We start from the raw sequence: 25,808 nt of genomic DNA, 5'->3' as shown, positions 1-25,808 counted from the left end.
ATAACTTCATTAACTTCTGTTCCATGCGCGTTTACTCAAATGTATAACGTTTCTCCAGTGCCTTGAAGAACAAGGTAAGTACCATGGTCATCAGCAAATACATAATAGCTGCAATCAGGAATGGTGTCAGACGGAAATCCCGGTTTACTGCGGCCTGTGCGTAATGGAGCAGCTCAGGTACAGCAACAGCATACAACAATGCCGTATCTTTGATAAGGCTTATGGATTCATTTGCAGTGGCAGGTAATGCTACCCGAAACATCTGCGGGATGATGACTTTCGTCATCGTCTGCCATTTGCTTAGGCCCAGTACCTGTGCAGCTTCATGTTGTCCTTTATCAATCGAGAGCAATCCACCTCTGAAAATCTCGGCAAAATAGGCACCATAATTCAAAATAAAAGCTAGTGCTGCCGCCGTGAAACGGTCAAATACAAGATACTCCCCTACGCCTGGAAGCAGCGGCAGACCGAAGCAAAAGAACAACAGCTGAAGCATCAGCGGCGTTCCCCGCATCACATATACGTACGTATGAGCGATCCATGCCAACGGCTTGAATCGGCTTTTCATCAATAAGGTTACTCCAAATCCAAGTGGTACTGACACTATAATGGCCAACAAAAATAAAAAGATCGTGGTCTGTGCCCCTTCAAGCATGGGCTTCATGATGCCCAATAAATACTCCCAGCTCATCGCAATCGGCTCCTCTAATCTGTTAACCCCGCATTCCGCAGGAGACTTGCTCCTTTTTGGAATCCGGGGTCATGTTGTTTACTACATATGTCAGGCAAGTGGCCTGATCCTATTTCAAAACTTCATCTTCACCAAACCATTTGGTGGAAATCTCGGCTGCTGTGCCATCGGCATTCAGCTCATCCAACGCTTTTTGCAGCTGATTCAGCAGTTCTTCATTGCCTTTTTTCACACCAATGCCGTATTGTTCCGGAGCAAGGGATTCATCCAGCAGTTTGAACGTTCCCTCTTCCTTGGACATGTAATATCTCGCGACCACTTCGTCGATGATGACAGCATCCAAACGTTTCGTCTTGAGATCGGTAAGGGCCAGTACATTGTCCGGGAATTCGGAAGCATTCACTTTATCCTTCAGAGGACTTGCCGCGAGTGCATCTGCTGCAGAGGACAAGGCCTGCAATCCTACATTTTTGCCATCCAGTTCATCCAACTTCGTAATCGGTGAGTCCGCGAGTGTAACTGCAACCTGGCTGTTCTCCAGATACGGCTTCGTGAACAGCACTTTATCTTTCCGCTCATCCGTAATCGTGTACCCATTCCAGATCAGGTCGATTCGGCCGCTGTTCAGCTCCGATTCTTTGGAAGACCAATCAATGGGCTGGAACGTAATTTCTTTACCCATTTTCTCCGCTGCCGCTCTGGCATAATCAATATCAAAACCAACAATTTCATTCTTGTCATCCCGGAAGCCCATTGGAGCAAATTTATCATCTATCCCAACAATAATGGCATTATCATCTTTGCTTCCCGAGCTGGAACATCCCGCAACAACAATCATGCATATGCTGATCAATAATAGAAATATCGCTTGTTTTCTCATCTCTCTAACCCCTCCATGTCTATAACCAAAACCCAAACGCTTTAGTTCGTTACCACGTTATCAGAGTCTTATAATAACATAGCATAGGAGAAGAGTCGAGCCTCTTACCTTTTCCTTATCTTAGAACCAGCTTAATTGTCAACAATTTGTGAAAAAGCTGCTTTCACTTTCATAGGCTCTACCAGCTTCTTACGCACCGATATATCCCACTCCCCCGGTTCCTGAAGCGTCTTCAGTTCTGTACAAGCTTATGACAATGAGCAACATTCTTCTCTTGTTCTTCGTCTGGAAGATATTAGGGAGGTGGATAAAATAAAAATCTTCATTACTGTGAGAACGTTGGCTTCACTCGTGTTCCTTACAACTTTGCTGATATTATCCGGCTGTAATCCTACTCCAAGCAACGGCACAAACGAACCTCCCTCTTTCCCATCGCCCAATACAAAGGAAACCGAAGTGGGTTCACTAGAGGAGAACGCTCAGGAAGTGGAGTCCAACTTACCTCAAGAACTGCCTACGCCAACTATCCAGAGCGAAAGCGGCATCTCTATTCCTGCTATACAGGGCAGTTATTGCTGGGGAGGTATGTGTGCTGACTATGCGGGTGATGTGGAATTGCTTGAAGGTAAAGTACCTGTCTCGGTTTTGGTGGGCGAGAACATATCTATTCACTTGAGTACGGATGTACCACCTAACGAGTTCACTCTGGTTGAATATGTGAACGGGGAGGCACGTCCCATCTCTTTGCGAGAAGGATCATTCCAGTTTGCACAGGAAAAAGGTACTCATTATTATGGAGCCTTTGTCGGCTGGTCTTCCCCAAAAAATTCGCAGGTTTCCTTGGGTGATACCTCTTTTGCCTTCGTAATCCGTGGTGTCGAAAAAAAATAGACCCAAACAAGGCCCCTCCAATTTTGGAGAGGCCCTACTCATTTTGTTCTATTGCTGCACTTTCTCGCGATCTTTCCCTTTATCCGATTCGCCCGCATTTTTGTTGGCGGCATCGCGATCCTGCTGCATCTCCTCAACGGTTTTCACTTTGAGACGTGCAGCACCTTCATATTCCTTCGTTGGAATCAGGTTGCCTGCAGCAAGTCTTGCTTCTGCCGCGGCAATCGCATCACCATATTGTGGCAACCATTCGGCTTGGGCGACCAGCATCTCGTCGACCATTTGCCAGATTTCTTTTGGATTACATACGGCACCCACGAGTGGGTCCATCATGAACGCCTGACGCAATAGTTTGTCGTCACCATGTACCGCAGCTTCCACCGCAAGTCGTTGTACGGAAATGCTCACATTACACACGGCAGCCGGGCCGAGTGGCAGGTCGCCTACATGTGGCATCGAAATGCCGTTACGGTCCACATATCCCGGTGCTTCGATGATCGCATCATCAGGCAGGTTGGAGATCACACCGTTATTGACGGTATTGAAGTGTCCGCGGTATACGCGTCCCGTTTCCAGCCCTTCTATAATGTAGGAACCATGTTCTCCGCCTCGTTTTTCCGGGGCAAATTGCATTGGCTCATCCTTCATCCAATTCGGGAAATCAGTCTCAAACCAATTTCTTCCCTCTGTACATACACGCAGATACCCGCCCGTCTCGCCGTTAATCCAGCTGTCCAGATCAATCCAGTCCTTGATCTCTTCCGGACGTTTGCGATACCAAGGCACATATTCGCTAAGGTGACCATTCGATTCCGTACTGTAATAACCAAATCGGCGCAGCATATCAATCCGCACTTTCTCGGTACGGCTATACTCTGGATGTTTCTCGAAGGCTTCGAGCAAATCACCCGTAAGGTCTTTACCTTCATGGGATGCTTTGATGTACCAGGTCTGATGATTAATTCCGGCACATACGATATCCACTTCATTCATTTTCAGTCCAAACGCTTCCGCAATCTGGTGATGCCCATGCTGTACCCCGTGACATAGTCCAATCGTGCGAACACCGCCATACTTGTTGCAGGCCCATGTCAGCATAGCCATCGGGTTGGAATAATTGAGGAGCAGCACATCCGGTGTGCTCTGTTCACGAATATCTTTACAGATGTCGAGCATTTCGGCAATTCCACGCTGTCCATACATAATCCCACCTGCACACAATGTATCGCCGACACATTGATCTACCCCATATTTGAGCGGAATATCTACATCGGTTGCAAAAGCTTCCAACCCGCCCACACGGATTGTACACAGCACATACTTCGCATCCTTGAGCGCTTCTCTCCGGTCTGTTGTCGGCTGAATCTGAATATTCAGTCCATTCTCGCGAATATCGCGCTGACACAGCTCGGTAACCATGTCCAGATTGTGCTGATTGATATCACAGAACGCTATCTCAATATTGTTGAATTCCGGTACCGCGAGCAAATCCCGCAGCAACCCCCGTGTAAATCCGATACTGCCCGCCCCGATAAATGCCACTTTAAACGACATGCACAGTTCCTCCCGTAATCCGAGTATATTCGCCCCGGTTAATGATCTCACTTCATGAAATCATTGTAGCAACGGGTTGTAAGGAAGCGTTATCAAAATCATGACCTCTTCGCAGCGAGGTTGTCAAAAATCCTCACTTTTGCTTCAACCGCCGTACTTTCCAGATAAACTGCACGATTTATTCTTCAGCGGGATAATGACTGACATGTCGTTCCATTGAAGAACGACATTCAACCGGAGTTCGGCCTGTATATTTCTTGAATAACATATGAAAATATTGTCTGCTCCCCACGCCCACGTAATCGGAAATTTCAGAGATTGGAATATTGGTCTGCTGCAGCAGCATCTTCGCCTTTTCCATTCGGAGCATCGTGAGATAATCGGTAGGCGTGCGCTTCGTCTGCTGGCGAAAAATACGGTGCAAATAGCCTGGATGCAGATTCACCGCTGCTGCGATATCCTTCATTTGAATATTGCGATCCATATTGTGATGCATAAATTCAATCGTCCGTTTTACGTACAGCTCTGTCTGATCCAGCGCACTTCGGTTGATTTCCCCGCGTAGTCTTGCGACCCGAACCAGCAGTTGGATAAACAACGTGCGTACCAGCGTACCTTGCTCAGGCGACTTCAGATCACGGGCTTCGCGATGATGCGAGCGTTCCTCCGGCGGAATGATCCGCATGGGTGCAGAAGATCGTCCCTGCTCCATCAGTCCACGCTGATCCAGCTCCAGCACCAGGCTTTTCATAATGTGGTACACCTCTTCCGGGTCAGGCAAAACCAGATAAGGCGAGGCATGGGATAGAAAAGCATGGACTTCTTCCTCTTCCAGCGCGAGCTGGCGAATGGATGGATGCCCTGGCTCCGAACGGGCAACTCCAAATTCCACATTGAGCATGCGGCACGGTACGCCATCCTTCACCAGCAGACGGTGTGGAACCCCCGCGTCCAGCAGAATGAACTGCCCTTTTTTCAATACTGCCTGTTCCGAGCTGCCATCCTGCATCTGTACATCGACCCGGCACATTCCCGAAATAATGTACATGATCTCCGTGGAATCATGATCATGATAGGACATCTGGTAGTTGTCCCATTGCTTGTAATAATACGCGTAGAAACGCGGTCCATAGTCCTCAGTACGCAGTTTCTCCTGAAACAGACTGCCTGTCCAATGTTTTGCTTCCAATGCCTGCACCTCCGTTGCTGCAACGATCCTCACTTTTCTCCATTGTAGCAAGTCTGGGTGATGTATTTCACCCGTGCAAAAGAAAAATAATTGCGATTTTAAATTAGATAATCATATAATTAGTTATAAATCTAATCAATTTTGTTTCATCCAATCTATAGCCAGGAGGTCTTGAGACTATGAAAACTACATTTTTTTTGGTGAGGCATGCATTAAAAGAAAAGTGCATCGGTGATGTTCCCATCACATCCGAGGGAGTAGTACAAGCTAAATCAACAGCACTTCATTTAGCTAACGTACCTGTCACCAAAATCATTACAAGCCCACTTCAAAGAGCGATCGACACTGCGGCACATATTGCTCTCCAAACAAACATTACAGTGACTGAAAACTCGCGTCTGCGGGAACGCGCCAACTGGGGTGACCTGCCTGAACAAACCTTTGAAGAATTCATCGCGATGTGGGACCGATGCACAAATGATCCAGACTATCTCCCACCCGTAGGTGATTCCTCTAAGCAAGCAGGCGAACGTTTGGCCTTTTTCCTAACGGAATTGACGAGTGTAGAGCCACCAGACAGCTATATCGTTCTCGTTACTCATGGAGGGTTAATTACAGATTTTCTCGTAAACACATTCCCAGAGCATGAACTTAACGTCTGGCATCCTGATTTTATCGCGATGCAAAGTCAGTTGATTCCCGAATGCTCCATCACCACATTGATTTATGGAAACGGGAAGTACACCATTCAAGATTTTGCATCCGTATCACATTTGGAAGGGTGAAGCCGTATGTTGCTTCGTTTAGCCATATCAAAAAAACTCCGGGTAACCTCCCGTACGCCTAAACGCACTGAGGTTACTCCAGAGCTTCACTTAATACAATAGTAAACACTTCCTATAACGAAATAATACTTTTGAAAACCTATCGCCTATTACTTCTCACTTTTCACCCTTACCCGACTTGGGCGTGTGGAACTTGGGCAGTGTAACCTTCGACCAGTCGATATCCGATGCCATGTAGAAGGACGGGTAGGACGGCTGATTGTATCCACTGTTCTGTCCAGCAATGCCGACACGATACATAGCATCGTGCATCAGCGTGTACAGTTTACGGTCAGTCTTCTCGGTGCTCAGGTAGATGCGGATCGCTGAGCTGTCCTCAGTTCTCACCAGCATCTCTTCCCGCCAATCCCCGAAGATATCCGCAACGAGAGATGGCGTACCCTTGGTATAATTGTTAGTCAACGTTCCGGTTGCGGTCAGCAGCGTGCCGCGATTCCAATCTTTAATCGTAGGTGTAACATCGATGGCACCGTCCACGATCTGAGTTGTCATATCGGCGGCCCATCGTATATTCATATTCGTGCCCGGGGCTTTATCGCTTATTTTCTCTCCGCTGGCTGTCCACAATCCTACAGCCCATGTCTCCAACCCGCGACGAGTCGGGTCCACATCACCGATCATGCCACGTCCGGTATCTTTGCCCGTGTATCCGCCATAGATCACTTCCCCAGTCTTCGCATCCCGCAGGGAATATCCGTATGGCGCCCATGGACCGCCCTCATGCACCATGAAGATTTCCAGTCCCGGACGATCCGGATCGATATCCGCTACATGAAGCGCATCCCCATGGCCCAGACGTGCAATCGTTCCCGGAGCAGCACTCTCCGCAGGCATCAGGTCCTTGGAGCTGTACAGCACACTGCCATCATGATCAATCGTGGCCGAGCCGTACACAATCTCCTGTTTACCGTCTCCATCCACATCAGCAACACTGAAATAGTGCGCACCTTGCGTTGTAATGGAGCCATACTCTGGATCAGTACCGTCCACCCCATGCGGACCGTCATTGAACGGGTTCTTCATCGGTGTCCAGCCACTGTCGACTTTCCATTCACGTTTGAGCTTTTTGCCATCCCAGTTGTAGGCCACCATGGTCGAACGTGTGTAGTATCCGCGTGCAAAGATCGCAGACGGTTTCTTTCCATCCAGATATGCCACGCCTGCCAGGAAACGATCTACCCGGTTCGCTGGTTCAATACGCGCCATTGCGTAATCGCCCCACATCAACCCATCATCCTGCCGTCCCGGTTCATAAGGAATGGTCTCCAGCTCTTTGCCTGACTCTCCTTCGAACACCGTTACATACTCAGGTCCATCCACGATAAAACCTTCGAACTTGCGCAGCTCATTCTTGTCACTGCGGCTTGGTGCATACACATCGATGAAGTAATCGGCCAAGCTCTCAGCATCCTTCTGAGACAATGGATAACTATACTTTTTCTCAATCCCAAAAGCTTCCTCCAATGTAGCAGGCCAGTTGCCCTTCACGACCTCTTCATGTTTATGCCAGTTTTTGAACATATCCACGACATGATCATAGTAACCATCTGCACTTAAACGGTAATCATCTTCGTTGGAGTATCCTGCCTTGCGATCCTGCTTCGGAAGGGTGATGTATTTCTCGGAAGTGACCTTTCCTTTTTTGTTATAATTGATAATCTTGGTTCCCGGTGCGGTCTTGAACATCAGCTCAGCCTTACCATCCCCGTCAAAATCATAAACGAGCATTTGTGTATAATGAGCACCCGAACGGATGTTAACCCCGAGATCGATCCGGTACAACAATTGTCCGTCCAGCGTGTAACAATCCACGTAAGTTTTACCGGTGTAGCCTTTTTGCGAGACATCCTTGGAATTAGAAGGGTCCCATTTTACAAAAAACTCATACTGACCGTCCCCATCCACATCACCCACACTCATGTCATTCGCAGAATACGAGTAGGCTTCTCCCACTGGCGTCACACCATCGACCGGTTTTTGCAAAGGAATATCGACGTAGCCGTTCGCCCAAGGTTTGACAGTTGCACTGCGTTTGCTCTCCTTGCCCTTATTGCTTACTGCTGCCACTTCATAACGGGACGACGATTTGCCTGAGGCATCAACATAGTTGGTGCTGTCGGTGACCGTAGCAATCTTCTTGCCATCACGATATACGTTGAAATCCGTGCCTGTCAGACCTTTATCGCTATACCCTGTAGCCTCGTCACCAAGCAATCTCCAACTGAGAAAAATACCCTCGGAAGTAGACGCCGCAACCAGACCGCGATCAAGATACTCAAGCTGAATGTCTTTCAAAGAACTACCTCCCTTATGTGACTGCACACTGGCCTCAGCCGCGCTGTTCTCACTGGAAGCTGCTGCTCCGCTCGCACCCGCTGTTCCCGCAACGAGCAAAGCAACGCTTAGTGCCGAAGATAGCATTTTGGCTGCAAGTGGCATACGCACCTTTCTGCGATTGGAGTGCATACCTGAAACCGATCCCTTATGTATCGGCGCTGTTATTTTGGATTTCATCGACCTTCACTCTCCTTGAGACAGAATGGGTGATGCTTATGGCTGTGCTTCGATCGTGGCGACATCCGTCAATCCATACAGACGTTCATATCCTTCAAATTTTACTGAATACGCTTACAAAAAGTGCAAGAGAAAAACTTCCTCCTATACTGATTCTCTCGACTCTCCCCCTTCCATTTTGTCATCAATCAGAGCAGCTTCATCCTGCCCATCGGGTATTATTATAGACATCCTGCCTGCTGCTAACATAGGCAAATATCCGTCCAAAACGATCAATATTCAGTGTTGTTCAGGACTCTATCGAAACGAGCACACCTTATTCCGAAGATTAGCGGGCAATAGAAAAACTAACGAACTCCAGTATCGTTAACTGGTAAAAACCATCGAAACAGCGTGACCACAGGGCGAAAACCTGGTAATAACGTGTATACGATTCGTTAAAACACTGCACCGTCTCCATTACACAAAATAAGACGCACTCTATTCGTAAAAATTGAAAAAGGGGCGTCCCCCAGTCATGAACATGACTGGGGAACGTCCCTTTTACGTATTCGCTCCTTTTAAGGCTCAATGCCCCAGACCAGGGTACCGCCTTTGTAGAGGGTCACCTTGTTCCAGTCCTGATAGGATGTTTTGGTTGGATCGTAGGAATAATCATTGGTTTCATCAAAGTTGCTCCAGTCCGTTTTGTACATGCGGAGCTGGATATCCCCCGACTGTCCACCTGCCTGGATCGCACCTGCTCCAGAAGTAAAGCTCAGCTCTACATAGGAATCGGTAAATGTGCGTTGGATGTTATCTCCACCGACCTGAGCCCAGTCAATTGCAGAGTCCATCGCTGCGGTACCTTCTTTTGAAAAGTAATAACGGATTTTCAGATCACTCAGGTTTACAGCCGTGTTACCTACGTTTTTGATGTTGAAATACGGTTTGATTTGGTTATCTGCCGCGTTGGTATCTCCCGCACGATATTGCAGAACCAGGTCACTGGTCGGAACAACTACACTTTGTGGTGTTGCAGAAGCTGCGGCAGAATTGACACTTTCCCCAGCAGCGTTCACGGCACTAACCACATAATGATAGGTTGTTCCATTGATCAGACCTGTGTTGGCATACGATGTGCCGCTCACGCCCGTAGCAACCGTAGTGAATGGACCTGATGCACTCAACGCTCGTTTCACGTTATAACTGGTAGCTCCTGCAGAAGCCGCCCAGGATAAACTGATTTGAGCATTACCTGCCGTAGCTGTCAATGCTGTTGGTGCGGCAGGAGCGGTTACGCCTGCAACCGGCACAGCACTTTGTACTGCCGAATTCACACTCTCACCCGCAGCGTTCACGGCACTAACTACATAATAATAGGTTGTTCCATTGATCAGACCTGTGTTGGCATACGATGTGCCGGTCACGCCCGCAGCAACCGTAGTGAATGGACCCGATGCACTCAACGCCCGTTTCACGTTATAACTGGTCGCACCTGTGGAGGCTGTCCAGCTCAGGGAAACCTGTGCGTTACCTGCTGTCGCAGAGAGTGTTGCGGGAGCTGCTGGAGCTGTCGTTCCACCCCCTCCACCATTGCTGGCAGGAAGAACAGGGAATGAGTTTTGCACCAACATGACGAATTGGTCATGGAACCAGTGACCTGACACTGGTGCATTAGGTAGCGCACCCGTCAATACACCATCACGAGTTGTAAACGTTGGATCACACATCCGGTCGAAGCCTTTACCTTCGTTGTTCGGAATTTCCGAGCTGGAGCCATCAGACTCCCCTGGAGGCTTGACCCATACATAGGCATCCAGATGGGCTGGTCCTGGTGCTGCTTTAGGTGCTTCACCTATGCCTGCCCCACTGTTATTACACCAGTTCCCCCGGTGATCGCGCTTGTCCACACGCCCGGAATTCACGTACGTGTTCATATCACTGCCTGTGGCAGACGTTGGACGGTTCACCCCGCCCCATCCATTGCGGCTGGTATCAATCAGGAAGCCTGTGCTGGCCGGCCAGCCAGCTTGTACAAATCCGCTATACAGCGCCGCAGTGAAATCAGTTTCGTCAAAGTACGGATTCCACTCATAAAACTTGGAGGACTTGATCGGTTGTCCACCAATATTCAGATCCGGATTAGGCAGATTCGGTTCATTCAGCGGTGTGCTGTTCGCCGTGTTCGTAATGAAGCCATCGGCGCTGTTCAGACCTGCTGCTGTTCCTTGGACAACGCTGGTATACAGCGAGATTGCACCTGTACGGTTGTTATCCCAGCCCAGCCAGCCGGAGTGACCAATATCCAGGTAGTTGTACACATTCGGAATGGCATGCAGCTTTTCCAAGGCGTATTTCACACCAGCTTCATAAATGCCTGTTGAACTCGCCTGCGCACAAGCTGGTGTGCTCAGATTAGTTACCAGATTGGGCAGACTGTCCGGCTCAATGATGGCGATGATGCGAATGTCCTGATACTTGGGCTTTGCAAAAATATCGGCGATTACATTGATATAATCATTTTTATACGTCTGCAGTGCAGCCTGTGTTAGTGGAAGTTCACCATTGGACGCAAGTGCATGACAATCCCGCCCAGGCAAGTTGTAGATAACGAATGAAGCGGTAATTGGAGTACCTGCCTTCTTTTGTGCCAAGGCGGCATCCAGATGCTGCTCCACACTTTTACGTCCGGCATTGTCTGTTCCACCATTAATAGCGGCAATACGGTCGATCCAGACTGCCGTTGGATAGGATTTGACCGTTTCCATCTTGGCTATTAACGACGTATCACTGGTGAGAGCGATGGACGTATCCACGAGAGCCGAATAATCCTGGTTTAAATACGCTGTAGCTCCAACAAACGGATTATCCACATGCGCTTCAGCCGCCTGACTCACTCCTGGAGCCATGCCCGGGAAGATTCCCGCCGCGAGCAGCGTTGCTGCCAGCATTTGTTTTACACTTCTGCGAAGGAACTTTCCGCCTTTCGATAAGGTTTTCGATCTTGTCATTAGGGTTCCACCTTTCCTGTACTTGGATTGGGTATATACTCATGTCTGATCCTCTGTGTCGGCAAGATGCTATGCACGGTAGAGAACATATGGATGAGCTGTAGGATCTTCACCTCCATGAATGTAGAAACATTTGGGACAAGTAGGTCAACAACAATAAGGTGTGAAACAAGAAACAGAAATGGTGTCTTACACTGAGGTTAAGCGACAAAGCAAGGGGGATAACATATGTAGGTGTGTGCGGGTGATCTTTGGTGAACGGCTTTCAAGGCATTGCTCAGACTCAAACAAAGTAAGCGCTTACTTTTAGAGGTTTTAAAAAAAGGCTTACCCTCGATACAAACCTCACATCGCGTGTCCACCTCCTTATGAATCGATTATACTCCATGTAAATATTACTGTAAATTGAATTTATTAAAAATTATTATATTTAATTCCATAAATCTAGCAGGAATTCCGAGATGCGCCTCCCCAAGCCATAAAAAAGGCCCATCACAGGCTTATTCCCCGTAATGAGCTATTTCACATGCCATATTCTCATGCTCTCTTTTTTATGGAAGCACTACAATATCACCCGGTTTCAAGCCGTTCAATACTTCAGTCTTGTCATCTGTCTCGATGCCTGTTTGAATCGTCTGCTGTGCATATTGCCCGTTGCCCTGATCCAGCATCACATATGCCGTATCCTGATCCCGCATGACCGCGAGCGTCGGAACGACCGTTGCTTTCTCCTTACGCAGCGTTTCAATCTTGCCCTCCAGACTTAATCCACCGATCAGCTTGGCGTTTGGCTTCAGATCAATGACAATATCGAATTGGGAAGGCTGTTTCAGATCGGTTTCTGTTCCCTTTTTGGCAAACTTGGAGATTTTGCTGACCTTTCCGGTTAACGGAACCTCCTTATTGCCCGTCATATGTACACTTACAGGCATACCTGTTTGGATTTTGAATAGCTCCTGCTCGCTAATGGTCGCCACAAATTGTAATTTGCCCGTGTCCACAATGGTACCCATATACTGACCTTCTCCCACCATACGTGTCTTGGTCTCCGAATCGTTCATCAGAAACACACCGGATACCGGCGCGTACACAGTGGATAAACCAATGACCGCTTTCTTGGCCTGAACCTCCTGCTCCTTTACAGCGATGGATTCCTTGTTCATTTCGTTGGTCAGTCGTTTTGTTTCCCGCTCGGCGAAGGCTTTCTTCCGTTCTTCTTCGGTAACCCCCAATTGCTCGGGACCCTCTCCTTGAGCAAGACCAATCTCATTCAATTGAGCTTCCAGCCTCGATTTCTCAATATCGGTTTCCAACTGCTGCACTTCCGTCTGCAATGCTTTCGAATCAAGTGAGAACATCACGGCTCCCTTGTGAATGGGCTCCCCATTCTCGATATTCCACTGCTTTATTTTCGAGGCAAAAGGAGCGTACACATCCGTCTGTTTGGCATAAGCAGACTTGCCTTTGACCTGAATTTCCTGCGTGATCGTCTCCTGAGTAACTTCAAATGTAATGGGCTGCGGGGCCTCGATGGGCGCTTCGGGTATCGGTTTATATTGCTGGTACAGAAAGTATCCAGCGCCCGCGAGCAGTCCGATCATGATGATTCTCTTTATCCATTTGCTTATTGCCGAGTTCTTCATTGCCGTATGTCCCTTCATTGAATCTGTCTGTTCAATCCCTAAACTGTGCTTCCCCTATATCTCTGCTTTATTTATGCCGATTTTATCACCTGCAACGCATTTGTACGCGAGGCGCTAATCGCCGGATAGATTCCCGAGAGTACTCCGGTCAACACCGCAAACGCTATACCAGCAGGTAGGGTCGACGTCTCAATAACCACTTGGAGAGGTGTGCTTGCCTCCATCGAGATTTGTCCTTGGAGTAGTCCATTTACCCCCTGAATGGCTCCGTAAGCGATGAAGACGCCAACAATGCCACCCAACACTCCAAGTACAGCAGCTTCAGTAATGAACATCTGCCTGATCTGCCACAGATTGGCTCCTAGCACCTTCATGACGCCAATCTGTTTGCGGCGCTGATGAGTGGACATGATCATCGCAACAATAATGGACAGCGAAGCCAGCAGCATGACGAATATCCCTATGCCCATAGCGGCCTTCTGGTACATGCCAAGCTGTTCCTTCATCGCCTGCTCCTGATACAGATTGCTGTCTGTCATTAGCGTCAGCTTCTGAATCTGCTCCTGCACTTGTGCCACATACTTCTTGTCCTCTACCTTCACGAGCGCCGAATTCAACCGTCCTGCTGCCGCGGCCTGTGCCTGACTGCTCTGGAACTGTTCCGCGAGCATCCGGGCGGTTTCGAGGGAAACGTAGACCTTTTTGTCATACATGGCATTGTTCTCACTCATGCCGCCAGGCACCTTCAGTACCCCCGTCACTCGCAAAGGCGAACTTGTTGTGGCTTTGGCGGAATCATTCATGTCCTGATATTTCAGGTTAAACTGTGCTTGAAACAGCTCGGTTTGGGTAGACATCAACGCCATGTACTGCTGTAAAAACTCGTCATTAAACGAATCCTCCATGAGCTTGTTGTTCAGTTCGCGTATCACCTCGGCATCTACAAGTCCGAAGGTTGCACCGTAATTCACAATAGCGGCTCCGCTAATCCCCGATGCCCCGCCTTTGTCAAAACGGTAGCCGAAACGGCTCAATGATCCAAGCTCTGTACCGATGACTTCCACATTGGAGCTTTTGCCATCCAATGTAGCCATCTCCAGCATATCCAGCTTCAGCATCGGAGCAACGGCGACAACATGCGGAAGGCTGGCAATAATATCGATTTTTCGAGCCGTTAGCGCTCCTCGTTCGAAGGTGGACGTCTGCCCATTACTTCCGCCCGAACCGATTCCCTCATTGGGTGATACCGTAATCTCATCCATTTTGTAATTCTCATTTAACGTTTTCTCACCATAGACCTGTACCGACTGCCCCACGCTTAATGCAATAATCATGGCCGCACAGCCGATGGACAGGCCAATCATGCACAGTAGAGTTACCACCTTCCTGCGCACAATCTGTCCCCATGACATTCGCAACACATCCAGAACTCTCACAACCGCTCTCCTTGCTCTACTGCCTTGGACTGGCTACTCTCCACCAAGCATCCGTCCTGCAATGTAATGACAACCTGCATCTGCTCCGCCACTTCAGCCTCATGCGTGACAATAACGAATGTTGTATGCATCTCCCGATTCAGCTGTTGCAAAATGGAAATGATCTCTTCCTCCGTTCGGGTATCGAGGTTCCCGGTAGGCTCGTCCGCGAATATGACGGACGGCTCCGTAATCAGTGAACGCGCAATGCTGACGCGCTGCTGCTGCCCTCCCGATAGCTGGGAAGGGAATAATTCGGACTTGCCGATAAGGCCAACCTGTTCCAGCAGGTGCATCGCCTTTTGCTTACGCCGTGATGGGCGAATGCCCTGAAACACGAGCGGCAGCTCTACATTTTCCCGAATTGTCAGGTTCGCCAGCAGCTCATACGCCTGAAAAATAAAGCCAATATGTGTCCGGCGGAATTCCGCCAGTCGGTTCTCACTCATACGCACAATATCCTGATCTGCTATAAGGATCTTGCCTGTGTCTGGCTTCATCAGACCTGCCATCAGATGCAATAACGTCGATTTGCCTGAACCGGAGCTTCCCAGCAGTGCAACCATCTCACCCTTACCCACGGATATGTTAATGTCCTGCAACACGGGAACAGTCCCTTGTGTATTGCGGAATGTGTGTGACACCTGTTCAACTCGCAGCATGAATCTGGCTTCCTCTCATCGATGTAATAGAGGTAATTATAGCCATCAGATGTATCGGTCCAATCTGGACTTGTATCCAATTTGTAAAATCAGCCTTTAGCTGCATTGGATTGAAAGGCCTTCTTTGGATTTATGCAAAATGTTCAAATCACAAAAAGGCCCTATGGGTTCAGTCCTTAACATAGCGACTTGATTCCATAGGGCCTAATTTCTGAGCTTTCATATTCACATCTTTACCAAGCACGGAAGCTAAACCGGTATAACTCGCTTTTTTCCATGGAGCTCCCGACAACAAAAAGATTGCTGTCATTCCATTTCAACTTGATAAAGTAATCAATATTTCGGTAGATAACCGTATCGGACCCCAGCTTGCGGTCATTCAGATAGGCAATGTGCACCTCGTTCTTCTGTCCTTCGAGTGTCAAAAAATAGGCAATGCGGGACTCCTCCTCATCCAGATCGAAGCTCCAGATGGGCCCTTTCACCAGCAGCTCAAACTTCTTGGTATCCGCTCGATATCTATACAATCCCTGTTCGTTGTTGATCATGCCCTGAATCAGCATGTCCCCATTCTTCAATACCTTAAACTGCTGTATATCCTGGGCAGGGGTGTATGCGGTGATATCATTTTTGTCGTTCAGAGAGAAGCTATAGACGGCGTAATTTTCTTTCAGTTTGACCAGCACATACACCCGTGATAGATCCCGGCTAATCTCATATGAATCCAGCATAATCAGGGTATCATCCGGACTTGAAATGTTACTCACCTGCGCAACCTTGGCAACTAACTCATCATAACTGTACAATTCATGTTTCTTTCCTGTATCCAGATCCACCATGTTGAACACCAGGTCATCATATCCGATGTAGGATTCATTACCTACAAAGACACGTGAATAGGAGTTGTCATTCTTCAGCTTATGATGTTCTCCTGTTTTCAAGTCATATTCATAGGTTGTCTTCTGCGCCTGACTCGATCGGTATTGGGAGTAAATCAGCTTGCTCTGATCCGGACTCAAGGTAATGCCATACTCTGTATTCGTGGCGATGTCCTTCAAGATGTTATCATCCATATGCAGCTGCGACAGCTTGATCCCGGTATAGGAACGATCCGGCCGATTCAATATGACCGTGTTGGGATCTGCTACCTCAAAATCATAAATGGCAAAGTCATTGGGCAGCTTGGTAGCCGACTCAATCTGAATGGTGCTGCTTGGCGGCGGGGTGAGGCGGCTGTTGAACTGTTTATCCGGCAGAATGACGGTTCTGGGCTTCCCATGTCCAATGCTGAACAGGCTACCAATGCCAAAGATACCTCCGACAAATACAATCAGCAAACCGGATAACATAAGCATATCGCGATATCTGCTCCAAAATCCTCGTTTCTTCATACGTCCGATTCTCCAGGCAGACTGATATTCACCTGTGTTCCCTTGTTTAATATACTCTTCATCTCCACCGTTCCCCCATGCTGCTCCACCGTGTTTTTCACAATTGACAAGCCCAGCCCAGCGCTTCCCTTCTCTGTCCTGTTCATCCCGTTATCCCTGTAAAAGGGTTCAAATACATGCTTCAGCGCTTCCTCCGGAATGCCTTCTCCTTCATCACGAATCAGTATAGCTACTGATTCCCCCAGCCGAAATGATTGGACCTGAATGATGGAATTCACATTCCCGTATTTGACCGAGTTATCCAGCACATTCAAAAAAACTTCCTTGAGCTTATTCCAGTCCCCCTGGACATACAGCATTTCTTCCAGCTCATAGCGAATGCCAATATTGTACTTGCCCGCCTTGATGGACATGTCTTCGCAGGCTTCCCGAATAATATTGGATACATTCACCTGCTCAAAACGAAAGGTCTGAATCGGTGTGGACGATACGGTCACTTCCAGGATATCCGCAACCATGACGTTGAGGCGTTGGCTCTCGTTGATAATATATTTCAACCCTTTGTCGAAGAAAGCTTGATCCGTAAATCCATTATCCCGCAAAATCTGGGCATACCCCAGTATCGTGGTCAGCGGTGTCTTTAATTCATGCGTCACATTGTCAAAAAAAACCTTGTTGCGTGCCTGTAAATGCTTGACCTCATCCCGTTCTCTCTCAATCACGTCAATCTGCTCCTTTACCCGAGCAATCATGACCGTAAAGCTGGAAGCCAGCTCTCCAATCTCATCTTTCGTGGAGATGTGGATGTCTGCATTCAGGCTGCCTTGTGCAACTTCGGCTGAACGTTTTGTCAACACACGAATCGGCTTCGTAATCTGGCGTGAAATAAAGACAGATCCAATGAAAACAAACACAAAAATGACGGCTGCAAAGCCCTTGATGGTGTTCTGAAAGCGCAGATGCCGTTTGAACAGATCCGTATAATCCCTTTCCAGCTGGATAATGCCAAGGATGCTCCCCTCCGACAGCACAGGGAAAGACAGATTCCCTGTTACTCTGCCTTTGTCCACCACGGTTGTATAGGCGATCTTTGATTTCATGGCAGCCTGTAGATCAGAGGTTTGAGCAGCAGCCAGCTTCGCCTTCGCACCCGTGCTGCTAAAGGGAGTGCCATCAGACCGATAGACCACGACCTTGCCGCCTACTGCGGAGCCGATCTGTTCTGCGAGGTCTCGATTCCCTGTTCCCAGGGAGTCCTCACTAATCCGTTTGTTATGAATCAGGAAGTATTGATTGAGCGCGATATCCAGGTTTTTTTTGGATTGCACCATGTCCTCCTGCACTTCCCTGTACATGTTCTCCTCACCCACTTTATTCGAAATAATGAGCAAGGCCGAAAAACCGATAAATACGATGACCGAGAAAAGAACGACCATTTTGAACTGGATCGTCCACTTCATGTATGCACCTGAATATTCAGTTTGTAACCTACGCCGAAGACCGTCTCGATAAGTGAAATCCCCTGCTCCCCACTATCCAGCTTCTTGCGGATGCGCTGAATATGAATGTCTACCGTCCGGGTATCTCCGGGAAAATCAAATCCCCACACTTTATCCAGCAACTCGGACCTTGTATGTACTTTGCGGTGATGGTTGACCAAATATAAGAGCAGATCATACTCCTTATTGGTCAGTCCGGCGCGTTCCCCATCTTTCCAGACTTCACGCTCATCCTTGCGTATCTCAATATGTCTGCCAAGCCGTACCACTTCATAAGACTGATTCTCCAGCGTCTCGCTGATTAGATCAATCCGGCGGAAAATGGCCCGAATGCGCACAACTACCTCACGAATGTCGAATGGCTTGGTAATATAATCATCCGCCCCCAGCTCCATGCCGAGCACCTTGTCCAGCATATCGGACTTCGCCGTAATCATAATTACGGGAATCTTCGAATTCACAGAAAGTTGTCTGCATACATCGAACCCGCTCATATCAGGCAGCATCAGGTCGAGCAGGATCAAGTCTGGTCTGGACTCTCTGAGCAGATCCAAGCCCTCTCTGCCTGTTGCTGCTTCAATCATCTCAAATCCTTCCTTGCGCAAAGAATAGGACAGGATGTCGCGAATGGACTCTTCGTCTTCAATAATCAAAATCTGTTTCGGTCTCATGATGAATCTTAATCTCCCTGCTCTATGAATTTCATCTGCCTTATATTTTGTATCTCTGCTCCAGGATTGAACAGAGGTTCACCGGAAATGTTACAACTCGGATACAAGTCTGGCGTCTTTGGAAACATCATCCCGATATACTTGGAACACAGAGAACAAACCAGACCGGACAAAGTCAGATCGGTATCCAAAGGGGAAAACATCACGTGAACAAAACAACCATTCATGATGCTTATGTAAACTATAAATCAGAAGTGACACGGTATCTATCTCAGATCGTCAAAAATCAACAGGATGCAGAGGATCTCACGCAGGAGTGCTTCATCCGAATGATGAATGTATCGGCAGATATTCCGGAAGAGCGGCTTCTCTACTACCTCAAAAGAATTGCCCGCAACCTCGCCATGGATACATTCCGCAAGCGGACCCGTACACTGAAGCGGGACAGTAAGTTGGAGATGCAGACGTATCACTGTGATACATCCGAATTGGAGATCACTGAAGGTGTTAACGATCTTGTGTCGATCATTAATAATACAGAGCATCGCAAAATTCTTGAATTACGCGTGATTCACGGGTACAGCATCAAGGAAACCGCCCAGCTCGTCAACCGCAGTGAAGGCATGATCAAATCCTCGGTATTCCATGCTGTCAATCGGATTCGGGCCAAAGTCATCTCATAAGAGATGGCTTTTTTCATGAGTAGAAATGACGTGAAATCAACATCTGATGTTAGAAAGTATCAAAATTTGTTCTATGGAGCATGACAAAGGACTCATTTTTACAAAAGTCGAGTTCGTTTTTACAAATTGTTATGACTATGTGAGATTTTGGTGTGTTAGAATATGGACGAACTCATGTTTTAACTAATATTTGGGAGGGATTTGGTTGGGTAAATTGACACGTATGCGAGGAGTATGGGTAAAATCACTCCTGGCATTATCCATGGCATTGCCGCTTCAGATTGGATTGTGGAATGGAGATGCATCGGTTCAGGCCGAATGGGCAACAGACCCTGCACCGTTCATTCAGGCAAAGGTTGTTAATGGAAATGCAGGCAAGAAAGTATTGTTCGACAATACTCATGCACAGACAGCCGGAGCGGCTGACTGGGTCATTGACGGAGGCTTCTCAGACTTCGGCAATGCACTCGCGAACGATGGATATTATGTAAAGGAACTGCGCAAGACGTCTCCTTTTACCTATGACGATCTGAAAGATTATAACGTGTTTGTTATTGCTGAACCGAATGTTCCCTTCAAAACAACAGAACAGGCAGCGCTGAAAGAATATGTAGAAAAAGGCGGCAGCATCTTCTTCATTGGAGATCACTACAATGCTGACCGTAACAAAAACCGTTGGGACGGTTCTGAAGCGATTAACGGCTATCGTCGTGGCGCATTCGAAGATCCAGCCAAAGGCATGAGCACAGAGGAGCGTAACTCTGAGGCGATGCAAAATGTAACCAGCACGGACTGGCTGTCCGATAATTTCGGCGTACGCTTCCGTTACAACGCATTAGGCGATATTAACGCCACTAACATTGTGCCTGCTGGACAGGCATTTGGCATTACGGAAGGTGTATCTGCTGTAGCCATGCATGCAGGGTCCACACTTGCGATCACCGATCCAACAAAAGCTAAAGGTATTGTATACCTGCCGAAAACGAATGCGGCTTGGCCAAACGCTGTTGACCAGGGCGTATACAACGGTGGTGGAGTTGAGGAAGGTCCTTACGTAGCCGTATCCAAGCTGGGTGCAGGTAAAGCAGCGTTTATCGGGGACTCTTCTCCGGTTGAGGATGCTTCACCGAAATATCTGCGTGAAGAGACTGGCGCTCGCAAAACAACATATGACGGCTTCAAAGAAGTGGATGATGGCAAATTGCTGGTCAATACCGTTAACTGGCTTGCTACTCAAGAAAATTACACTAGCTTGACTCAAGTGAGCGGACTTCAACTGGATAATGCAACAGCATTGCTTCCGTTCGAACAACCTGCTGCTTCCACAGAACCACAGGCTGAACCTTGGGCTGCACCAGCTGCAGGATACAAGTGGTATGATCGTTCCACGTTCAAAGCAGGTTCTTATGGTGGACCAGCTTCAAGCGCGAACGCTTCCTACAGCTTCGTGAAGCAGGACACCCTGCCTAATGCGGAGGATTTCCAGATCCGTGTGGTTGTAGAGAACATGCCTGCTAACACAACCGTTTCCGGTTACAGTGCAGGGATTTACCTGACTGGCGGAACACAGGTCGCCATGATTCAGAATGAAGGTGGTACATGGCCGACTTCGTACGGTTACAGCTCCAACTTTAGCGTAACTTCCGACAGCAAAGGTCGCGCAATCAAAGACCTGAATGTTCGGATCAAACCAGGCACAACCGGTGCTGCCAGCCTGCGTCTGCGTTTGAACGGCAGCAACCTGATTACCAATGCAGTTACCGTCGGCAATGTTCCGGCTGAGCAGCTTCCGGAAGAAGAAGGACCAATCCCGGCAACAATCAGCATTGCTGATGCTCGCACCAAAGCAGCTGGTTCAACAGTTACGGTTGAGGGCGTAGTTACTACAGAGCCAGGTGCTTTTGGTGGACAATCCTTCTATCTTCAAGACACAACCGGCGGCCTTTATGTTTTCCAAAGCACTGGCGGCTTCCACGCTGGAGATGTGGTTAAAGTAACCGCAGCAACGGCGCTGTACAACAGTGAATTTGAGCTTACGGATATCGTAGCGATCGAGAAAACGGGTACAGCCTCCATCCCTGCTGCCATTGAAGTGCCAGCAGTTACGGCTGCAAACCAAGGTCAACTCGTTCAATTGAAAGAAGTAACTGTTGAGAACATCATTAGTGCAACACCGGTAGGTTCCTTTGAATTTGATGCAGTTGCAGCGGACGGAACAAGCACGCATGTTCGTGTGGATACACGCACAGGTGTAACGCAAACGACCTTCCCTTATGCAGCAGGCGATAAAATCAGCGTGACTGGTGTTGCCGCTATTTTCAAAGATGTATTTCAACTGAAGCCTAGAAGCTTGAATGATTTCGTAGCAGTTGAAGAAGGCGGCGAAGAAGGACCTTCTACGCCAGCTGTTGGCGCACCAGGTAAACCGGCGCTGACATCCAACAATGGTTACAGCAACGGTCTGTCTGAAGGATCTTATACGGTTACGATGAACCTCTGGTGGGGTGACAATGGCACAAGCTATAAGCTGTATGAAGATGGCGTGCTGATTGACACACAAAAGCTGACTGACGCTACACCAGGGGCACAATCAGCCCAAACAACGATCAGTGGCAAAGCTAACGGTACTTATACCTACGTAGCTGAGCTGACGAACTCCAAGGGTACAACTCGCAGTGAAGTACTCACAGTACAAGTTGCGAATGCTGCACCTGGCAAAGCCGTTCTCTCCCAAGACAATTGGGATGGGGACGGCAACTACAAAGTGACGATGAATCTGTGGTGGGGAACAAATGCAACAGAATACCGTCTCTATGAGAATGGTCAACTGATCGATACCAAAGCACTGAACGCAGTAACACCTAATGCACAAAGCGCTGTGACAGATGTATCCGGTCACACGAATGGAACGTACACGTATCGTGCCGAGCTGATCAATGCAGCGGGTGTGACAAGTACGGAAACGATTACGGTACAAGTAACGAAATCCGCTGTATCTCTGCCAGCAGCAAGCTAAATCTCAATAAGGAATGCCTAACGTTTTAACCAAGCATTGAAAAACCGAAGCAAGTTTGCCGGGACTCCAGGCACTCGCTTCGGTTTTTTTGTTATTTTTCTCTTAAGATTAAATTCTCTTCAAAGTTGTTACCATTCATATCTGTCCACTCAATGACAATAGTTTGGTCTTCATTCCTACTGACTTGTGAACCTTTTGTTCGCGTTATAGGAAAATCTATCGATTTCGAAGTTAAATCGCTTTCTTTTCTAATTATTCTTCCTTCATTTATGTTAATTTTATATTCTTTAATATCTTCTAAATTATCTTTTTTATAAAATATAGTAAAGGCTCCATTTTCCGCTCTTTCATTTGTTACTGTGGTATCTAGCTCGCCTCTCCAATGTTCACTCTCTCCCATCAGATTAATTCTTGTTTGCAATTTGGAACAACCCGTGAGAGACATGGCGACTATTAAAATAAGTATAGTTATAGATACCCTATAAAATACAAAAAGCAGCACCTGCTAATGCATGGGCTGCTCTTCCGATAGATCAATAATGGATGGAAACATATCCATCATGTTCTTTATTTTATTCGTCTCTATACCAGCTTCTTGCGAATGTATCCCGAGATCAGATCAATGATCGTGATCATCACGATGATCCCCAGCAGGATAATCCCTACTCGTGGCCAGTTCCGAGTACTGAGTGCAAAGATCAGCGGTGTACCAATCCCCCCTGCCCCGATAACCCCCAGAATGGTTGCGGAACGCACATTAATCTCGAACCGATACAACGTGTAGTTAAGGAATCCAGGTAAAACCTGTGGCAGTACAGCAAACCACAGCTGCTGCATACGAGTCGCCCCGGAAGCGAGCAACGCTTCAGAAGGACCATAATCAATATTTTCCACTTCATCAGCGAACAGTTTACCAAGCATCCCGATGGAATGCAGTCCAAGGGCGAGTACACCCGCGAAGGAACCCGGACCCACCGCCTTGATAAACAGCAAAGCCATAATAATCTCCGGGAACGTACGGATAAAGCTGAGCACCATTTTGCCCGTACCCGATAAAGGACGGAAGCTGCTCATATTTCGGGCAGACCAGAATGCAAACGGGATACACAGTACAGCGGAAATGACGGTACCCAGCACCGAGATCGCCAACGTATCCAGCAGTCCTCGCAGCAAATCCTCACCCTCAGGCAGATAAACAAAGTCCCAATCCGGGGAGAAAATCCCGGCGACAATCGCCTTCATGATCTGACCAGCGGTTTCTTTCAAACCGGTGAACGGTACACCGGCAAGTGCCCAAGCATACACAAGAATAAGCAAGATTACAATGACCCAACGAAGCGGGTTCTTCCGTGGTTTGCGCCGGATTACGCTTGTTTCATTTTTCATCATAACAATTTCTCCCGCAGCTTAGTACTTACATAATCAATGATCAGAACAATGACAAGGGTAAACAGAATGATTACACTCGTTTTGTCATATTCCAGAAATCCAAGTGTTGCTTCATAATACAGTCCGATACCCCCAGCTCCAACCAATCCGAGAATCGCAGCGGCACGCACATTAATCTCAAAGGCATACAGTACATAGGAAGTAAACTGAGCGGCCAGTTGTGGCACCACGCCATAAACAATCAGTTGAATCCGGTTCATACCGACAGCCGTCATCGCTTCAAGCGGTCCCTGATCAATCGTTTCCAGCGTTTCGTAGGTCAACTTGGCAATCAGTCCCACCGAGAAGACGGCGAGTGCCAATATACCAGGAATCGGTCCCAGTCCAAATACAGCAACGAACAGCGCCGCAAGCAGCAGGTCAGGCACGGTACGGATCAGGTTCAGTACAAAGCGGGCTGGATAATAGATCCAACGGCTAGGCATTAAGTTGCCTGCACAGATGATCGAGACCGGAATTGCGATGATCGCACCGATCGTTGTACCAATCAGAGCCATACGGATCGTCTCCAGCATGCCCTGAACGATGTTGTCAAAGTAACTCCACCGCGGCGGGAACATCTCACGCAGCAAATCCAGCATGTTGGGCAAACCTTCAAACAGCTCACTGAAGCTGGCATCGGTCTGTCTGGCACTTGCCCACAAAAGCAGCAGAATGATAACTAGCGTGAGCAGATGTTTGGTACGCCCCGGTGGTTTGGGACGGTGGATAGCCGAGCCTGAACCTGTGCCAGGACGCTTTCCCTTTCCTGATTCATTCTGCAATGATCCATCTATCGATACGTTTACGGGTTGCTTCATACCAGAACTTCTCCCCGCTGTTCCTGTACAGCCTGTTTATCCAGCAGCTCGTCTGCCAGAATAGGTCTGCCATAAATTTCTGCAAAACGCTCATCCGTTGCTTCGGATACCGGACCATCAAACACCACTTCGCCGGCACGCAATCCAACAATACGGGTCGCATACTCTCTGGCTAGGTCAATAAAGTGAAGGTTAACGATCGTTGTAATACCGAGATCCTGGTTGATGCGTTTCAGATCATCCATTACCTGCTTCGTTGTTAGTGGATCGAGTGAAGCGACAGGCTCGTCTGCCAGAATGATTTTAGCTTCCTGTGCAAGTACTCGGGCTATAGCCACCCGTTGCTGCTGCCCACCGGACAACTGATCTGCACGGGAATAGGCTTTTTCTGCGATATTTACCCGTTCCAGTGCTCCAAATGCGAGTTCTGTATCTTCTTTTGGAAAACGACCCAGAATGGTACGCATCGTGGAATGATATCCCACGCGTCCAGCAAGCACGTTACGAAGCACACTGGAACGTTTCACGAGATTGAAGCTCTGGAAGATCATGCCGATATCCCGGCGAATCATGCGAAGTGATTTGCCATGAGCTTTCGTAATCGACTTGCCATTAATCAAAATCTCACCGTCACTGATATCATGAAGTCGATTAATGGAACGTAGAAGCGTCGATTTTCCCGCACCAGACAAACCAACGACGGCAATGAATTCTCCTTGTTTAAATTTCAGATTAATATTATTCAGGCCCTTGGTGCCGTTAGCGTATGTTTTCGTTACATTGTGAAGCTCAATCATGGCAGTAATCCTTCTTTCATTAATATGGTATTTCGCAGGGTCACGCTGTAATGGGACAAGCCAGCGCAGCGTATGTCACGCTGAACTGGCCTGCCCGCTGATACGATGAAGTTATCCAATGAAAAGATAATCAATGCAAAGCGATCATTAACGATCTTTCTTTTG

At 48.0% G+C, this 25,808-nt stretch carries 20 protein-coding genes; 4 read left to right on the top strand and 16 right to left on the bottom strand.

The features are described 5' to 3' along the window. Positions 1 to 31 precede the first annotated feature (31 nt). Positions 32 to 691, bottom strand: coding sequence for an amino acid ABC transporter permease (locus CS562_RS10675; RefSeq protein WP_099855561.1), 660 nt, complete (start codon positions 689 to 691; stop codon positions 32 to 34). Between the two features lie 109 nt (positions 692 to 800). Continuing rightward, positions 801 to 1,571, bottom strand: coding sequence for an amino acid ABC transporter substrate-binding protein (locus tag CS562_RS10670; RefSeq protein WP_024628860.1), 771 nt, complete (start codon positions 1,569 to 1,571; stop codon positions 801 to 803). A 303-nt stretch (positions 1,572 to 1,874) separates the two neighbouring features. Between CS562_RS10670 and CS562_RS10665 the strand changes: the two genes are divergently transcribed. Further along, a complete protein-coding gene (locus tag CS562_RS10665) occupies positions 1,875 to 2,462 on the top strand; it encodes a hypothetical protein (RefSeq protein ID WP_175383551.1) in 588 nt (195 codons plus the stop codon). Between the two features lie 48 nt (positions 2,463 to 2,510). Here the strand turns inward: CS562_RS10665 and melA are convergent, their stop codons facing one another. Together melA and CS562_RS10655 are read right to left on the bottom strand one after the other, a co-directional pair. Then, positions 2,511 to 4,016 carry an alpha-glucosidase/alpha-galactosidase gene (gene melA, locus CS562_RS10660; RefSeq protein WP_099855558.1) on the bottom strand — a complete coding sequence of 502 codons (1,506 nt, stop codon included), beginning with the start codon at positions 4,014 to 4,016 and terminating at the stop codon, positions 2,511 to 2,513. 178 nt (positions 4,017 to 4,194) lie between these two features. Continuing rightward, positions 4,195 to 5,205, bottom strand: coding sequence for an AraC family transcriptional regulator (locus tag CS562_RS10655; RefSeq protein WP_099855936.1), 1,011 nt, complete (start codon positions 5,203 to 5,205; stop codon positions 4,195 to 4,197). Between the two features lie 179 nt (positions 5,206 to 5,384). Between CS562_RS10655 and CS562_RS10650 the strand changes: the two genes are divergently transcribed. Beyond that, a complete protein-coding gene (locus tag CS562_RS10650) occupies positions 5,385 to 5,990 on the top strand; it encodes a histidine phosphatase family protein (RefSeq protein ID WP_099855556.1) in 606 nt (201 codons plus the stop codon). Positions 5,991 to 6,146: 156 nt separating this feature from the next. Here the strand turns inward: CS562_RS10650 and CS562_RS10645 are convergent, their stop codons facing one another. The 8 genes from CS562_RS10645 to CS562_RS10610 form a co-directional block, all read right to left on the bottom strand. Continuing rightward, positions 6,147 to 8,489 (bottom strand): rhamnogalacturonan lyase, encoded by a 2,343-nt coding sequence (locus CS562_RS10645; RefSeq protein ID WP_099855933.1) that lies wholly within the window; start codon positions 8,487 to 8,489, stop codon positions 6,147 to 6,149. Positions 8,490 to 9,124: 635 nt separating this feature from the next. Further along, a complete protein-coding gene (locus tag CS562_RS10640) occupies positions 9,125 to 11,557 on the bottom strand; it encodes a glycoside hydrolase family 6 protein (RefSeq protein ID WP_099855554.1) in 2,433 nt (810 codons plus the stop codon). Between the two features lie 551 nt (positions 11,558 to 12,108). Further along, positions 12,109 to 13,158 carry an efflux RND transporter periplasmic adaptor subunit gene (locus tag CS562_RS10635; protein WP_180287095.1) on the bottom strand — a complete coding sequence of 350 codons (1,050 nt, stop codon included), beginning with the start codon at positions 13,156 to 13,158 and terminating at the stop codon, positions 12,109 to 12,111. Between the two features lie 113 nt (positions 13,159 to 13,271). Then, positions 13,272 to 14,636, bottom strand: coding sequence for an ABC transporter permease (locus CS562_RS10630; protein WP_099855551.1), 1,365 nt, complete (start codon positions 14,634 to 14,636; stop codon positions 13,272 to 13,274). After that, on the bottom strand, positions 14,633 to 15,337 hold the full coding sequence (locus tag CS562_RS10625) for an ABC transporter ATP-binding protein (RefSeq protein WP_099855550.1): 705 nt from the start codon (positions 15,335 to 15,337) through the stop codon (positions 14,633 to 14,635). The genes CS562_RS10630 and CS562_RS10625 overlap by 4 nt, the downstream gene beginning before the upstream one ends. A 233-nt stretch (positions 15,338 to 15,570) precedes the next feature. Next, entirely contained in the window at positions 15,571 to 16,728 is a 1,158-nt protein-coding gene (locus tag CS562_RS10620; RefSeq protein WP_076290299.1) for a hypothetical protein, read from the bottom strand. Beyond that, entirely contained in the window at positions 16,725 to 18,188 is a 1,464-nt protein-coding gene (locus CS562_RS10615; protein ID WP_099855548.1) for a sensor histidine kinase, read from the bottom strand. Before CS562_RS10615 ends, CS562_RS10620 begins: the two co-directional genes overlap by 4 nt. Then, positions 18,185 to 18,898: a response regulator transcription factor gene (locus CS562_RS10610; RefSeq protein ID WP_076290301.1), complete on the bottom strand. Its 714-nt coding sequence runs from the start codon at positions 18,896 to 18,898 to the stop codon at positions 18,185 to 18,187. Before CS562_RS10610 ends, CS562_RS10615 begins: the two co-directional genes overlap by 4 nt. 206 nt (positions 18,899 to 19,104) lie before the next feature. Here CS562_RS10610 and CS562_RS10605 point away from each other — a divergent pair, with 206 nt between their 5' ends. Beyond that, on the top strand, positions 19,105 to 19,581 hold the full coding sequence (locus CS562_RS10605) for an RNA polymerase sigma factor (RefSeq protein ID WP_180287094.1): 477 nt from the start codon (positions 19,105 to 19,107) through the stop codon (positions 19,579 to 19,581). 205 nt (positions 19,582 to 19,786) lie between these two features. Further along, entirely contained in the window at positions 19,787 to 22,597 is a 2,811-nt protein-coding gene (locus tag CS562_RS10600) for a chitinase N-terminal domain-containing protein (RefSeq protein ID WP_257219450.1), read from the top strand. Positions 22,598 to 22,688: 91 nt separating this feature from the next. On the opposite strand, the gene CS562_RS10595 is transcribed toward CS562_RS10600, so the two are convergent. The 4 genes from CS562_RS10595 to phnC all read right to left on the bottom strand — a co-directional run bounded on the left by CS562_RS10595 (position 22,689) and on the right by phnC (position 25,643). After that, positions 22,689 to 23,018 carry a hypothetical protein gene (locus CS562_RS10595; RefSeq protein WP_125477261.1) on the bottom strand — a complete coding sequence of 110 codons (330 nt, stop codon included), beginning with the start codon at positions 23,016 to 23,018 and terminating at the stop codon, positions 22,689 to 22,691. Between the two features lie 161 nt (positions 23,019 to 23,179). Beyond that, positions 23,180 to 23,986, bottom strand: a complete 807-nt coding sequence (gene phnE / locus CS562_RS10590; RefSeq protein ID WP_099855543.1) for a phosphonate ABC transporter, permease protein PhnE — start codon at positions 23,984 to 23,986, stop codon at positions 23,180 to 23,182. After that, the gene (phnE, locus tag CS562_RS10585) at positions 23,983 to 24,846 is read right to left on the bottom strand and encodes a phosphonate ABC transporter, permease protein PhnE (RefSeq protein ID WP_257219449.1); all 864 of its coding nucleotides are present in this window, start codon (positions 24,844 to 24,846) and stop codon (positions 23,983 to 23,985) included. The genes phnE (CS562_RS10590) and phnE (CS562_RS10585) overlap by 4 nt, the downstream gene beginning before the upstream one ends. Then, complete coding sequence (phnC, locus tag CS562_RS10580) at positions 24,843 to 25,643, bottom strand: phosphonate ABC transporter ATP-binding protein (RefSeq protein WP_063565947.1); 801 nt, start codon at positions 25,641 to 25,643, stop codon at positions 24,843 to 24,845. The genes phnE (CS562_RS10585) and phnC overlap by 4 nt, the downstream gene beginning before the upstream one ends. Positions 25,644 to 25,808 lie beyond the last annotated feature (165 nt).

It is taken from the genome of Paenibacillus sp. LK1 (genome assembly GCF_002750415.1).
GTDB lineage: Bacteria > Bacillota > Bacilli > Paenibacillales > Paenibacillaceae > Paenibacillus > Paenibacillus taichungensis.
This window is presented reverse-complemented; position numbering and strand designations above follow the sequence as displayed.

What these genes read in the sequence shown, in the direction of transcription:
- CS562_RS10675 (WP_099855561.1), bottom strand. Translation starts at nt 691, where the DNA reads ATGAGCTGGGAGTATTTATTGGGCATCATGAAGCCCATGCTTGAAGGG.
- CS562_RS10670 (WP_024628860.1), bottom strand. Translation starts at nt 1,571, where the DNA reads ATGAGAAAACAAGCGATATTTCTATTATTGATCAGCATATGCATGATT.
- melA (WP_099855558.1), bottom strand. Translation starts at nt 4,016, where the DNA reads ATGTCGTTTAAAGTGGCATTTATCGGGGCGGGCAGTATCGGATTTACA.
- CS562_RS10650 (WP_099855556.1), top strand. Translation starts at nt 5,385, where the DNA reads ATGAAAACTACATTTTTTTTGGTGAGGCATGCATTAAAAGAAAAGTGC.
- CS562_RS10645 (WP_099855933.1), bottom strand. Translation starts at nt 8,489, where the DNA reads ATGCCACTTGCAGCCAAAATGCTATCTTCGGCACTAAGCGTTGCTTTG.
- CS562_RS10640 (WP_099855554.1), bottom strand. Translation starts at nt 11,557, where the DNA reads ATGACAAGATCGAAAACCTTATCGAAAGGCGGAAAGTTCCTTCGCAGA.
- CS562_RS10635 (WP_180287095.1), bottom strand. Translation starts at nt 13,158, where the DNA reads ATGATCGGACTGCTCGCGGGCGCTGGATACTTTCTGTACCAGCAATAT.
- CS562_RS10625 (WP_099855550.1), bottom strand. Translation starts at nt 15,337, where the DNA reads ATGCTGCGAGTTGAACAGGTGTCACACACATTCCGCAATACACAAGGG.
- CS562_RS10620 (WP_076290299.1), bottom strand. Translation starts at nt 16,728, where the DNA reads ATGAAGAAACGAGGATTTTGGAGCAGATATCGCGATATGCTTATGTTA.
- CS562_RS10615 (WP_099855548.1), bottom strand. Translation starts at nt 18,188, where the DNA reads ATGAAGTGGACGATCCAGTTCAAAATGGTCGTTCTTTTCTCGGTCATC.
- CS562_RS10610 (WP_076290301.1), bottom strand. Translation starts at nt 18,898, where the DNA reads ATGAGACCGAAACAGATTTTGATTATTGAAGACGAAGAGTCCATTCGC.
- phnE (WP_099855543.1), bottom strand. Translation starts at nt 23,986, where the DNA reads ATGATGAAAAATGAAACAAGCGTAATCCGGCGCAAACCACGGAAGAAC.
- phnE (WP_257219449.1), bottom strand. Translation starts at nt 24,846, where the DNA reads ATGAAGCAACCCGTAAACGTATCGATAGATGGATCATTGCAGAATGAA.
- phnC (WP_063565947.1), bottom strand. Translation starts at nt 25,643, where the DNA reads ATGATTGAGCTTCACAATGTAACGAAAACATACGCTAACGGCACCAAG.